The organism is Streptomyces sp. NPDC021093 (assembly GCF_044333135.1).
In the GTDB taxonomy this organism is placed as follows: Bacteria; Actinomycetota; Actinomycetes; order Streptomycetales; family Streptomycetaceae; genus Streptomyces.
On record NZ_JBIRQJ010000019.1, the window covers coordinates 74,574 to 87,675 of the forward strand.

Here is a 13,102-nt window from a genome sequence, read left to right on the forward strand (position 1 = left end):
GACAGTGGCCCGTTTCCTGTGTGTTTGGGCGGGTTTCGACGATGACAGGAGTCGCTTTGCCAACGATCATTCCTGCCGCTCTTCGCGGCGGACAGTTGCCGCGAAGAATCGGTGCTCTGAGTGTGGTGCTACCGGTGCTGGCTTCCGGGGCGGTACTCAGCCTCCAGTCGGCCCACGCCGAAGCCGGAGACGGCGACGCCACGATCCGGGTGGTGCGCGAGGTCAACGCGAACGGCAAGTGGGACGAGGTGCTGGAGCCCGGCATGGCCGGGGTCACGGTCGTCCTGACCGACGCGGACGGCCGCAGCGTCACCGGCAAGACGGCTGCGGACGGCACGGTCAAGCTGAGCCCAGGTGCTCAGCTGAGTGGCGGCAAGTACCGCATCGAGGCCAAGAACCCCAAGCCGGGAGTGCTCTTCCCGGGGTTCGCCTCGCCCAAGGACGATCTGAGCGACCCGACCGTCCTGTCGTCGAACGTCGAGTTCGTCGACCTCAAGGGCGGCAGTTCCGCCGAGGTCACCACGTCGTTCTGGAACCCGGCCGACTACTGCCAGAAGAACGCCGAGCTGGTGACCGCCTGCATCGGCAAGGACATCGACGGCTTCTCCGAGCCGGACACCCGCCGCACGCTGGTGGGCTTCCCGTACAACGCCCGCGGCAACGACAACCAGACGACGGACCTGTCGGACAAGGGCACCACGGGTGCGCTGTACGGCATCGGCTGGAGCAAGCAGAAGAAGTGGGTCTTCTCCGGGGCGTTCGCACGCCGCGGTGCCAAGTACGGTCCCGGCGGTCCCGGGGCGATCTACCTCACCGACCGGCAGTCCCAGCAGACCACGCAGTTCACCACGGTTCCCAACGTCGGAACCACGGCGCACGACATGTCGATGCCCGACATGGACGTCGCCTTCAGCCCGAAGGTGACCAAGGAGTCGCTGGGCGACGTCGAGGTGAGCGAGGACGGCAAGGACCTCTACGTCGTCAACCTCAATGACCGCAAGCTGTACCGCTACGACGCCACGCAGAAGACCGCGGCGGCACCGAAGGCGTCGTACGCGATCCCCGACCCGGGGTGTGCGGCGGCCGGTGACTGGCGTCCGTTCGGTCTGGGCGTCCAGGACGGCACGGTCTACGTCGGCGGCGTCTGCTCGGCCGAGTCCAGCCAGAGCAAGACCGACATGCGGGCCGTCGTGCAGACGTTCGACCCCAAGGGCGGCACGTTCACCGGCAAGATCATGGACGAGAAGCTCGACTTCCCGCGCGGTACGGCCGACACGCTTCCCGGCACCTGCCGGGGCGCCGGCTGGTACCCGTGGGCCGACGGCTGGCGCGACGAGCAGGACGGGCAGAGATGTGGTCTGCGGTACGCCTACCCGCAGCCGATCCTCGGCGACATCGTGGTGGACACTGACGGGGAGCTGATCCTCGGTTTCCGTGACCGCCACGCCGACCAGGGCGGCCAGGGCATGCGCAACGAGGCTGGCGGCGGTCTGGCCGACCCGGCTTCGGGCGGCGACCTGAACCGGGCGTGCAAGAAGGGCGACATGTTCGTCCTGGACGGCAACGGCGGCTGCAAGAACAACGCCGAGACCAACCCCACCGGCGGGCAGCCCGACAACGTCAAGGAGTTCTACCCCGGCGAGTACCGGACCGGCTGGCACCAGGAGTCGGCGTTCTCCGGCATCGCACTGTCGAAGGTCGAGGACTACATCGCGTCCTCCGGCATCGACGTGATCGACACCACCTACAACAGCGGCACGATGTTCGTCAACCGTGACGGATCCCGTGACCCGAAGCTGGGCAACCAGCTCACCACGACCTTCGGCAAGGGCGGCTCCATGGCCGACCTGGAGGTCCTCTGCGACGAGGCTCCGTTCCAGATCGGCAACCGGGTCTGGTACGACAACGGCAAGCGCATGAAGAACGGCATCCAGGACCCGGACGAGAAGCCGGTCGTGGGCGCCACCGTGAACCTGTACGACAAGGACAACAAGAAGATCGGCACGACGACGACCAACGCCCGGGGCGAGTACTACTTCGACTCGACGCTGGTCAAGAACGTCGACCCGGCGGACTGGGTGTACGGCCGCAAGTACTTCGTGCGGATGGACAACCCGGCCGACTACGCCGCGGGCGGCGTGCTGGACGGCTACCAGCCCACCCAGTTCGGCAACGGCGGCAACATGGCCATCGACTCCAACGGCAAGCCGTACGGTGACGGCGGCCGCTTCTCCGCGACCGAAGTCGACATCGACGGGGCCGGCGAGAACGACCACGACATCGACTTCGGCTTCCTCAAGCCGACCCAGATCATCCTGAGCAAGGTCAACGCCAAGGACAACAAGCCCGTCCAGGGCGCGGTCTTCCAGCTGTGGGAGGAGTCCAACGGCACGGCCGGCCTGCAGCGCACCGGCGCCAAGAAGGACAAGTACCGCGACGAGTGCGCCAGCGACGCCCAGGGCAAGTGCACCTTCCCGAAGATCGGGATCGGCAGCTACTACCTGGTCGAGACGGCCGTCCCGGACGGCTTCGTCAAGCCCGTGGGCGACAAGGCCGTCACCGGCCCGCTCAAGGTGACCGACCGCAACTGTGAGAAGAACCCGGTCCGCGTCACCCTGAAGAACACCCCGGGTGAGGAAGAAAAGAAGAAGAAGTAGCACCACCTGCCCCCGGACAGCCGGGGGCAGCAACGGGAAACCCCAGGTCACGGGTATGTGACCTGGGGTTTCTCGGTTTCGCGGAGCCCCCTATCGGATTCGAACCGATGACCTACGCATTACAAGTGCGTTGCTCTGGCCAGCTGAGCTAAGGAGGCGTGTGCGAGCAGTCTAACCGGACGGCGCGCCCTCCCGGCCAGCGAATTCGCAGCCCCGGAGTCCAGCGAATTCACAGCCCCGGAGTACTGACAGAACGACGCTCCCCGGGTAGCGTCACGGGCAGTCCACCCACTGGACTAGACCCATTCTCCTTCCACTCGGATCGTCCGGCACGTTCCTGCCGGTAGAAGGGCAAGATCACCATGGCTACAGTCACTTTCGACAAGGCGACCCGGATCTACCCGGGCTCCACCAAGCCCGCCGTCGACCAGCTGGAGATCGACATCGAGGACGGCGAGTTCCTCGTCCTCGTCGGTCCCTCCGGCTGCGGCAAGTCGACCTCCCTGCGCATGCTCGCGGGTCTTGAGGACGTCAACGGCGGCGCCATCCGCATCGGTGACCGCGACGTCACGCACCTGCCGCCGAAGGACCGGGACATCGCCATGGTGTTCCAGAACTACGCGCTCTACCCGCACATGTCCGTCGCCGACAACATGGGCTTCGCCCTGAAGATCGCCGGTGTGAACAAGGCCGAGATCCGCAAGAAGGTCGAAGAGGCCGCCAAGATCCTCGACCTCACCGAGTACCTCGACCGCAAGCCCAAGGCCCTCTCCGGCGGTCAGCGCCAGCGTGTCGCGATGGGCCGCGCCATCGTGCGCGAGCCGCAGGTCTTCCTCATGGACGAGCCGCTGTCGAACCTCGACGCCAAGCTCCGCGTCTCGACCCGTACCCAGATCGCCTCCCTGCAGCGCCGCCTCGGCATCACCACGGTGTACGTCACCCACGACCAGGTCGAGGCCATGACCATGGGCGACCGGGTGGCCGTACTGAAGGACGGCCTGCTCCAGCAGGTCGACTCGCCGCGCAACATGTACGACCGCCCCGCCAACCTCTTCGTCGCCGGCTTCATCGGCTCCCCGGCCATGAACCTGGTCGAGGTCCCGATCACCGACGGCGGCGTGAAGTTCGGCAACAGCGTCGTCCCGGTCAGCCGCGAGGCGCTCTCCGCCGCCGCCGACAAGGGCGACACCACGGTCACCGTCGGTGTCCGTCCCGAGCACTTCGACATCGTCGAGCTCGGTGGCGGCGAGGCCGCGAAGTCGCTGTCGAAGGACACCCACGACGCCCCGGCCGGCCTGGCCGTCTCCGTCAACGTCGTCGAGGAGCTCGGCGCCGACGGCTACGTCTACGGCTCCGCCGACGTCAGCGGCGAGCACAAGGACCTCGTGGTCCGCGTCAACGGCCGCGCCGTCCCGGACAAGGGCGCCGAACTGCACGTCGTCCCGCGCCCGGGGGAGATGCACGTCTTCTCGACGAAGACGGGCGAGCGTCTCAGCGACTGAGGCGACTGAGGCGACCGAGGCAGCGCGACACGACAGTAAACGTGGTGGGGCCCCGCACTCCGGTGCGGGGCCCCACCACGTTTACGTACGGCTGTCGACAAATACCCCGGCACAGTGGGCATTTCGATACCTGTACGTCAACACCACATTCGAAAAGGAGGATCGAACCGTCCCCCATGAGGGTGACTGAATGTCGCCAAATCGTCACCTGGCGCTACGCTCACTCGCGTGACCCACACAGCCCGCCGCATCGGCCGAACTCTCGCCCTCGTACTGCCCGTCGTCCTGGTGCTCTCCGGGACCCTCGCCGTCACCCGCGTCCCGTGGGTGGCAGGCACCCCCGAGTCCCAGATCCTGACCGCGTCGGCCGAGGACGTCTCCACCAAGGCCAAGTCCCGTGCCCCGCAGGATATTCTGCGCGACCGCCTCCTGGAAGAACTTCAGGAAAAGGACCCGGGAGTCGCACTCACGCACCTCCAGCGCGAGGTCGAGCGCCGCCCGTCGCTCGCCAGGCACTGCATGCAGATCGCCCGTGCGCTCGGCCGCGCGGCCGTCACGCACTACGGTCCCACGCGCGCGCAGTCGTACTCGCGGCCCGTCTGCGACACGTCCTTCGCTTCCGGCGTCGCGCACTTCCACGACTGACCGGCACGAGCGACCGAAGGACACGACCGAGCCACCATCGACAGCGCCGACGATCCCGCCCCTCACCGGCGGCGCGCCCCGCGCCGCATATCGTCCCCCGCATGACCCCCACCCCGACAGCCACGCCCACGCAGGCCGTCGTCCTGGCCGGCGGCCAGGGCTCGCGGCTGCGTCCCTACACCGACGACCGCCCCAAGCCGATGGTCGAGATTCCCGGAACCGGGACCCCGATCATCGGCCATCAGCTTTCCTGGCTGGCCGCCGAGGGCGTCACTGACGCGGTCGTCTCCTGCGGCCACCTCGCCGAAGTCCTGCAGGACTGGCTGAGCGAGCACGCCGACCGACTCCCCCTGCACGTCACGACGGTCGTCGAGACGGAGCCACTGGGCCGCGGCGGCGGCCTGAAGTACGCCGCACGGCACCTGCCGCACCCCGAGCAGCCCTGGTACGCGACCAACGGCGACATCTGGACCCGGTTCTCGCTGCGCGAGATGGCCGCCTTCCACGCCGAGCGCGACGCGACCGCCACCCTCGCCCTGGCCCGCCCCCGCATCCCGTGGGGCGCCGTCGAGACGGACGCGTTCGGCCACATCACCGACTTCATCGAGTCGCCGCCGTCCCCGTACCTGATCAACGCGGGCGTGTACGTCTTCTCCGCGGCCTTCACGGCCCTCCTGCCGGACCTGGGCGACCACGAACGCACCACGTTCCCCGGTCTCGCCCGCTCGCGCCGCCTGGCCGGCTTCCCACTGCCGCAGGGTGCGTACTGGCGGGCCATCGACACCGCGAAGGACCTCACCGAGGCCGCCAAAGAGCTCGCCGCGCACCGGAGTTGACCGCTCCCCTCCGTACGTACGCACCCGGAAGGGCCCGGCACCGATGCCCACGGTGCCGGGCCCTTCCCCTTCGTGCGTACGGATTCGTACGTACGGACCAGTGGCGGCTAGCCGAGCAGCCCGCCGATCACCTTGTCGCTGCCGCCCGAGCCGCCGGAGCCGCCCGACCCGCCCGAGTCGCCGCCGCCCGAACCGGACCCGCCGGAGTCCGAACCGCCGCTGCCGCTCCCGTCGTTGCCCCCGGTCGTGCCGCCGCTGGACGTCGGTCCCGCGGTGGCCGTGGGGCCCGCCGTGGCCGTGGCCGGGCCCGTGCCCCGGGTGGGGGTGCGGCCGGTGGAGCCCTGGGTCTGGCTGGGGCCCGCGGTGGCGCCGGAAGTGGCGGAGGAGCGCGGGCTGCCGGTGGGGCTGGGCCGCGTCGACGGGGCGACGGAACCGCTCGCCGAGGGCTTCGGGGTACGCCGCTCGGGGCCCTGCGAAGTGCGCTTGGCGCCGGTCTCCTTGGGGAGCGGCTGTCCTGGCAGGTGGTTGGACGGGTCGTCGTCGGGACCCGGTACGACGACCTCGGCCGAGCGGACCGCCCCGCCGAGCACCGAGCCGACCAGCAGGGTCAGCCCGACGACCAGGGTGATCATCAGGAAGCCGCGCCGCAGCACCCGCCGCCGCAGCTCCCAGACCTCGCTGCGCGGACCCAGCGTGCGCCATGCCTCGCCCGCGAGCCGGGAGTCCATCGAGTACACCGGCGCACCGGCGATGATCAGCGGCGACCAGGCGGCGAGGTAGATGATGTCCGGCGCGTCGTACGCCGGGACGGTCTTCCAGCTCACCGTCAGCAGCAGCGCCGCCGACAGCAGCGTCCCGATCACTCCGGCGACCCGCTGCCACAGCCCGAGCACCGTGAGCACGCCCACGATGACCTGGAGGAACGCCACGCTGAGCCCTGCACCGACCGGGTGCTGCAGCGCGAAGTCGCGCAGCGGCTCGGCAAGCCCCCAAGGATGCAGCGAGTTGAGCCACTTGACCATGGAGCCGCGCTCGCCGCCGTCGAAGAAGACGGGGTCGCAGAGCTTGCCCATGCCCGCGTAGATGGAGATGAAGCCGAGGAAGACGCGGAGCGGCAGCAGCACCACTCCGAGATTCATCCGCCGGTCCGGGTAGAAGGTCTGCCGGGCGCGCCCGCCGCCCCTCGCCCGGCCGTCACGACAGTCCTGACTGTCCTGACCGTCCGTCAATTCCTCGTCGTCGTACGGCGGTTCATCGCTCTCGTACGTGTCGTACGCACCCTCGGCCTGCCGCATCCGGGGCAGCATCCGGGTGTGCGGCTCGCCGCCCTGCCCGCCGCCGACCACCGGGGTCTGCATGGTCTCGTCGGGTGCGGAGGAGCCGTCGACGCGCGGGATGAGCTGGGTCGCCCCCGCGTCGAGGTCGTCGAGGCCGCCTGGGCGGGGAGCGGTGGCGGTCGCGGTCGAGTTGCGCACGGCCTGGAGGAGTCCGCCCGCGCCGGGGTCGCCCGGCTCGGACTTCCCCGTCCACACGACGGGCCGGCGGCGCCCTGCGGCGGCCCCGGCTCCGGCCGCCACCCCCGCCCCGCTCAACGCCGGAATCATCGCCGTCCGGTCCAGAGCACCCCGCGCCACGGAGGGGCGCGCGCTCTGGCTCGGGGCGAGCTGCACGCGGAAACTGGCGTGGTTGACGATGACCTGCGCCGGGTCGCAGGGCACCTTGACCATGCTCAGTGCGGGCTGATCGTCGAACCCGGGTGTTCTGGTGTCCACACTCATCTAACCGAGTGATGTGTGTTTAGGACACTGCCTTGACGGCGCCGATCTGTCCGAGACCCGTCAAATCCACGCGTTCTCACGGACGTCGCAGGTCAACACAGGTGGACGAAAAAGGGCCCCGAATCAAATCCGGGGCCCCTCGTCACGCTCCGCGCTCCTTGGCGCAGAGGCACCGGCTACTTCCGGCGACGCGCCGTTTCGTACAGGACGATCCCCGCCGCGACGCCCGCGTTCAGCGACTCGGCGCCGCCCGGCATCGAGATCCGCACCCGGTAGTCGCAGGTCTCGCCGACGAGACGGCCGAGGCCCTTGCCCTCGCCGCCGATGACGATGACGACGGGACCGCCGAGCTGCTCCAGGTCCTCGACCTTGTGCTCACCGTCGGCGGCGAGGCCGACGACCGTGATGCCGGCCTTCTTGTACTCCTCCAGCGCGCGCGTCAGGTTGGTGACGCGCGAGACGGGCGTACGGGCGGCCGTACCTGCCGATGACTTCCACGCACCGGCGGTCATGCCGGCCGCGCGCCGCTCGGGCACGACCACGCCGTGGCCGCCGAAGGCGTTCACGGAGCGGATGATGGCGCCCAGGTTGCGCGGGTCCGTCACGCCGTCCAGCGCGACGATCATCGGGGTCTCGTGGTTGTCGTACGCGGCGGCGACCAGGTCCTCCGGGTGCGCGTACTCGTACGGCGGGACCTGGAGGACGATGCCCTGGTGGTTCAGGCCGTTGGTCATCCGGTCCAGCTCGGGGCGCGGCGCCTCCATCAGGTTGATCTTGCCGCGCTCGCCGGCGAGCTGGAGGATCTCGCGGACCCTCTCGTCGTTGTCGATGTACTGCTGCACGTAGAGGGTGATGGCGGGGACGCCGTCGCGCAGGGCCTCGTACACCGGGTTGCGGCCGACGACCATCTCGGACGTGCCCTTGACGCCGCCGCGGCGCGGGGCGGGGCGGCGGGTCTGGGCGTGCTTGGCCTTGGCGGTGGCGAGACGGTTCGCCTTGTGCTTCTTGCGGTCCTCGGCGCGCGGGGTCGGGCCCCTGCCCTCAAGCCCCTTGCGCCGCTGGCCGCCGCTGCCGACCTGCATGCCCTTCTTGTTGGACGTGCGGCGGTTCCTGCGTTGGCTGTTGCCGGCCATGACTACCTGTTTCCTGTGGATCCGGCGATCCACATGGTGATGCAGATCGTCTACGTACGTAAATGAAGTGTGCCGCCCGGTCGTCCGGGCGGCACATCGGAAGGCCCTGTGCAGGCCTCATGCGAAGCCCCTACCGGGGCCCGAGCGTCCACCTCGGTCCGGACGGGCTGTCCTCGATGACCAGCCCGGACTGCTGCAGCTGGTCGCGGATGGCATCGGCCGCCGCCCAGTCCTTGCGCTCGCGCGCGGACTGACGCTGGTCGAGTACGAGTCGTACGAGCGTGTCGACGACCCCGTGGAGGTCCTCGCCGCGGTCCGACTCGCCCGCCCAGTGCGCGTCGAGCGGGTCGAGACCCAGCACGCCGAGCATGGCACGGACCTCGGCCAGGCGCGCAATCGCCGCTTCCTTGTCGTCGGCGGCGAGGGCGGAATTCCCCTGCCTGACCGTGGTGTGGATGATCGCCAGGGCCTGCGGGACGCCGAGGTCGTCGTCCATGGCCTCGGCGAAGGCGGGCGGGACCTCGGCCGCGGGCTCGACGGGGCCCCCGGCCTTCTCCACGACGCGCTGCACGAAGCCCTCGATGCGGGCGAAGGCGGACTCCGCCTCGCGCAGGGCCTCCTCGCTGTACTCGATCGCGGAGCGGTAGTGCGGCGTACCGAGGTAGTAGCGCAGCACGATCGGCCGCCAGGCCTTGACCATCTCGCTGACGAGCACCGAGTTCCCGAGGGACTTCGACATCTTCTCGTCGGCCATCGTGACCCAGTGGTTGTGCACCCAGAAGTTCGCGAAGTCGTCGCCGAACGCCTTGGCCTGGGCGATCTCGTTCTCGTGGTGCGGGAAGATCAGGTCGATCCCGCCGCCGTGGATGTCGAAGGCCCTGCCCAGGTACTTGTGCGCCATCGCCGAGCACTCCAGGTGCCAGCCGGGCCGGCCGCGTCCCCACGGGGACTCCCAGCTGGGCTCGCCCGGCTTGACGGCCTTCCACATGGCGAAGTCGCGGGCGTCGCGCTTGCCGGTGATGCCTTCCTCGGCGGGCTGGCGGAGCTCGTCCAGGTCCTGGTTGGAGAGCTCCAGGTACCCGTCGTACGAACGGACGTCGAAGTAGACGCTGCCGTCCGCCTCGTACGCGTGACCGCGCTCGATGAGGCCCTGCATCATCTCGACCATCTCGGTGATGTGGCCGGTGGCGCGGGGCTCGTACGTGGGCGGGAGGCAACCGAGCGCGGTGTAGCCGTCGTTGAAGGCCCGCTCGTTCTCGTACCCGATGGACCACCACGGGCGGCCCTGTTCCGCGGACTTCGCGATGATCTTGTCGTCGATGTCCGTGACGTTGCGGATGAAGGTCACGTCGTAGCCGCGGTGGGCGAACCACCGCTGCATGATGTCGAAGTTGAGTCCCGACCGGATGTGCCCGATGTGCGGTGCGGCCTGCACGGTAGCGCCACACAGGTAGATCGAGACACAGCCCGGCACGAGCGGGATGAAGTCACGCGTCTGCCGGGCGCTGGTGTCGTACAGGCGAATAGTCACGACACAAGGGTACTGAGTGTTTGGCGTGGCATGGGCCCGTACCCCACACCGGAACAGGACCGGAACAGGAGGGGTACGGGACCCTCGCACTCAGATGTTGCCGACGATCTTGCGGGCCCGGACACGGACCACGAGACGCGGTCCGTCGTCCACCGACGACGGGTTGAACTCGATGTACTTCTTCCCCGTGTACTTCACGGCCAGCTCGTCGATGAGCTCCTGGCCGCCCTCCCTCGTCATCTCGACGCTGCCGCGGATCTCCGCGTACGTATAAGGGGCGTCGGCGGGCTGGACGAGGACGGTGACGCGGGGGTCACGGCTCAGGTTCTTCTCCTTGCGCCGCCCGACGGTGGTGGAGAAGAGGACGTCGTCGCCGTCGCGCTTCACCCAGACCGGGGAGACCTGGGGGCTGCCGTCGGGCTGGATCGTGGCCACGTTGATGAAGACGGGGCCGTCGAGGAGTTCCTTGAGGCCGTCACTGAGTTCTGCGCTCACGGGGGCCGGTCCTTCCGGGGGTACGAGGGATGGGGTGGTTACTACGTCTACCCCGCCACCCGCCCACCAAGGCGCAAGCAACGCGCCAGAAGTGCCCCCGTCAAAGCCACCACGGCGAGAACACTCCACAGGAGTACGCCCCCGGAAGCGCGCCGGGTGCCGATGAGCAGCCGGAGATACGAGGGAGGGTGCCGATCTCGGCACGGGCGCGCCCGCGCGAGGTGCTGACGTCCGCCTTGTAGGAGCGGACGTCCCGGGTTGAGCCGTGCCCCTTGCGGATGCACGCCTCCCGCTCCGGGCCGACGCTCACGCCCGTACTCCTGACGGGCCGGATCAGGCCCGGTAGACCAGGGCCGTGGCGATCGCCGCCAGCCCCTCGGCCCGGCCCGTCAGCCCCAGTCCGTCGCTCGTCGTCCCGGAGACCGACACCGGTGCCCCGACGGCCGCGCTCAGCACCTTCTGCGCCTCTTCGCGCCGCTTGCCGACCTTCGGGCGTACGCCGACGACCTGCACCGCCACGTTCCCGATCTCGAAGCCCTCGGCCCGTACGATCCGGGCCGCCTCGGTCAGCAGCGTCACCCCGGACGCCCCGGCCCACTCCGGCCGTCCCGTACCGAAGTGCGCGCCGAGGTCGCCGACCCCGGCGGCCGAGAACAGCGCATCGCACGCCGCGTGGGCGACGACGTCGGCGTCCGAGTGCCCGGCGAGCCCGAACTCCTCGCCCTCCCAGTGCAGCCCGGCACACCACAGCTCGCGCCCGCGCTCGAAGGCGTGGATGTCGGTACCGATCCCGACCAGCGGAATCACCGGCGCGGTCGGAACGGTCGGGGTCGTCGGGGCCGTCGGGGTCGTCTCAGAAGCCATCGTTGGCCCTCCTCCGTGCGAGTACCGCCTCGGCCAGCACCAGGTCCAGCGGCCGGGTCACCTTGAACGCCTCTTCGTGCCCGGGTACGACCACGACCGGCTCCCCCAGCCGCTCGACCATGCCCGCACAGTCCGTCGCACCCTCACCCGTCGCCGGTACGGTCGCGTGCGCGCGCACCAGGGTGGCCCGGTCGAAGCCCTGCGGCGTCTGCACGGCCCGCAGCAGCGCCCGCTCGGGCGTCGCCACGACCGGCTCGGGCCGCCCGCCGGTCTGCGGCTCGACCTGCTTGACGGTGTCGGCGAGCGGCAGCGCGGGCACCACCGCGGGCGCTCCGCCCCGTACCGCTTCGACGACCGCGTCGACGGTGTCCACCGGGACGAGCGGACGTGCCGCGTCGTGCACCAGTACGGCGGTGATGTCGTCCGGCAGTGCGTCGAGGCCGAGCCTCACGGACTCCTGGCGGGTGTCGCCGCCGGGGACGACCAGGAATTCGGTGCGCTCGGGCAGCGCGTGCTCGTACTCGTCGAGGAGGACCTTGACCTCGCCGGCCCCGTCGGCCGGGGCCACCACGACCACCAGGGAGACGGCCCGGGAGGCGGCCATCGCGCGGACGGCGTGGACCAGCATCGGGGTCCCGTTGAGGTGCCGCAGCGCCTTGGGCGCACCCGGTCCCAGGCGTATGCCGCGGCCTGCGGCGGGGATCACTGCGGCGGTACGGCCGCCGGACTCGGCGGGCGCGGGGGGCGTGGGGGGCTCTTCGGCTGCCATCGGCTTCTCCGGAGGTTTGTCGACTCGCCCGACATGGGTATGGCCTCAGCGAGCCGGGCGCGACGCCCTGACCGGACCCTTCCGTGACAGCCGGGCCGGGGTGGTGCATCGGCACTGAAGAACCACTGAAGAACACCGCACGCGGGAAATGATCTTCGAAGTTAAAAATGATGCCGCGGTCTCCACCGGCCGACTGCGGACACAGTCGACCGACGGACACCGCGGCATCACAACAAATCAACGCACACGCCGGGTGACCGGCATGTGGAGTTACGACGCGAGAACCTCGTCCAGCAGGGCCTCGGCCTTGTCCTCATTGGTGTTCTCCGCGAGGGCCAGCTCGCTCACCAGAATCTGGCGCGCCTTTGCGAGCATGCGCTTCTCGCCGGCGGAGAGACCGCGCTCGCGCTCACGACGCCACAGGTCACGCACCACTTCGGCGACCTTGATGACATCGCCAGAGGCGAGCTTCTCCAGATTTGCCTTGTAACGACGGGACCAGTTCGTCGGCTCTTCTGCATACGGTGCCCGCAGCACCTCGAAGACCCGGTCCAGACCGTCCTGCCCGACCACATCGCGAACGCCGACGAACTCCGCATTGTCCGCCGGTACACGAACCGTCAAGTCGCCCTGGGCGACCTTGAGCACCAAGTAGGTCTTGTCCACGCCTTTGATCTGGCGAGTCTCAATGGCCTCGATCAGCGCGGCCCCGTGATGGGGATAGACCACGGTGTCGCCAACCTTGAACGTCATGTGACAGGTACCCCTTCCGTGGCTATCCAGAGTAACACGGAAACCGCTTGTTCTGAATGGCGTTTCCGCAGGTCAGGGCGTATCTCGGGGCTTGACAACTGCAACAGGAACGTGCTGCGACAGGCTTCCGGAAGGCGGT

12 protein-coding genes and 1 tRNA gene are annotated in these 13,102 nt (G+C 69.3%); 4 read left to right on the plus strand and 9 right to left on the minus strand.

Annotation, left to right across the window (positions count from 1 at the left end):
• Positions 1–134 precede the first annotated feature (134 nt).
• On the plus strand, positions 135–2,657 hold the full coding sequence (locus ACH4SP_RS40870; protein ID WP_398423296.1) for an SdrD B-like domain-containing protein: 2,523 nt from the start codon (positions 135–137) through the stop codon (positions 2,655–2,657).
• An 84-nt stretch (positions 2,658–2,741) separates the two neighbouring features.
• Here ACH4SP_RS40870 and ACH4SP_RS40875 read toward each other — a convergent pair.
• Positions 2,742–2,815, minus strand: a tRNA-Thr gene (locus ACH4SP_RS40875).
• Between the two features lie 204 nt (positions 2,816–3,019).
• Between ACH4SP_RS40875 and ACH4SP_RS40880 the strand changes: the two genes are divergently transcribed.
• The 3 genes from ACH4SP_RS40880 (at position 3,020) to ACH4SP_RS40890 (ending at position 5,640) form a co-directional block, all read left to right on the plus strand.
• On the plus strand, positions 3,020–4,159 hold the full coding sequence (locus ACH4SP_RS40880) for an ABC transporter ATP-binding protein (protein ID WP_398423298.1): 1,140 nt from the start codon (positions 3,020–3,022) through the stop codon (positions 4,157–4,159).
• 228 nt (positions 4,160–4,387) lie between these two features.
• Positions 4,388–4,804 (plus strand): hypothetical protein, encoded by a 417-nt coding sequence (locus tag ACH4SP_RS40885; protein WP_362423401.1) that lies wholly within the window; start codon positions 4,388–4,390, stop codon positions 4,802–4,804.
• Between the two features lie 101 nt (positions 4,805–4,905).
• On the plus strand, positions 4,906–5,640 hold the full coding sequence (locus ACH4SP_RS40890) for an NDP-sugar synthase (protein WP_398423300.1): 735 nt from the start codon (positions 4,906–4,908) through the stop codon (positions 5,638–5,640).
• A gap of 107 nt (positions 5,641–5,747) precedes the next feature.
• Here ACH4SP_RS40890 and ACH4SP_RS40895 read toward each other — a convergent pair whose 3' ends face one another.
• The 8 genes from ACH4SP_RS40895 to ACH4SP_RS40930 form a co-directional block, all read right to left on the minus strand.
• Positions 5,748–7,418, minus strand: coding sequence for a DoxX family membrane protein (locus ACH4SP_RS40895; RefSeq protein ID WP_398423301.1), 1,671 nt, complete (start codon positions 7,416–7,418; stop codon positions 5,748–5,750).
• Positions 7,419–7,594: 176 nt separating this feature from the next.
• Entirely contained in the window at positions 7,595–8,551 is a 957-nt protein-coding gene (gene rlmB / locus ACH4SP_RS40900) for a 23S rRNA (guanosine(2251)-2'-O)-methyltransferase RlmB (protein WP_398423303.1), read from the minus strand.
• Positions 8,552–8,681: 130 nt separating this feature from the next.
• The gene (gene cysS / locus ACH4SP_RS40905; RefSeq protein ID WP_398423305.1) at positions 8,682–10,082 is read right to left on the minus strand and encodes a cysteine--tRNA ligase; all 1,401 of its coding nucleotides are present in this window, start codon (positions 10,080–10,082) and stop codon (positions 8,682–8,684) included.
• 90 nt (positions 10,083–10,172) lie between these two features.
• Positions 10,173–10,577 (minus strand): PPOX class F420-dependent oxidoreductase, encoded by a 405-nt coding sequence (locus ACH4SP_RS40910; RefSeq protein ID WP_398423307.1) that lies wholly within the window; start codon positions 10,575–10,577, stop codon positions 10,173–10,175.
• Positions 10,578–10,677: 100 nt separating this feature from the next.
• Positions 10,678–10,887: a hypothetical protein gene (locus ACH4SP_RS40915; RefSeq protein ID WP_398423309.1), complete on the minus strand. Its 210-nt coding sequence runs from the start codon at positions 10,885–10,887 to the stop codon at positions 10,678–10,680.
• Positions 10,888–10,910: 23 nt separating this feature from the next.
• A complete protein-coding gene (gene ispF / locus ACH4SP_RS40920; protein ID WP_398423311.1) occupies positions 10,911–11,441 on the minus strand; it encodes a 2-C-methyl-D-erythritol 2,4-cyclodiphosphate synthase in 531 nt (176 codons plus the stop codon).
• Entirely contained in the window at positions 11,431–12,210 is a 780-nt protein-coding gene (gene ispD / locus ACH4SP_RS40925) for a 2-C-methyl-D-erythritol 4-phosphate cytidylyltransferase (protein WP_398423313.1), read from the minus strand. Before ispD ends, ispF begins: the two co-directional genes overlap by 11 nt.
• Positions 12,211–12,480: 270 nt before the next feature.
• Positions 12,481–12,963 carry a CarD family transcriptional regulator gene (locus ACH4SP_RS40930; protein ID WP_003953493.1) on the minus strand — a complete coding sequence of 161 codons (483 nt, stop codon included), beginning with the start codon at positions 12,961–12,963 and terminating at the stop codon, positions 12,481–12,483.
• Positions 12,964–13,102 lie beyond the last annotated feature (139 nt).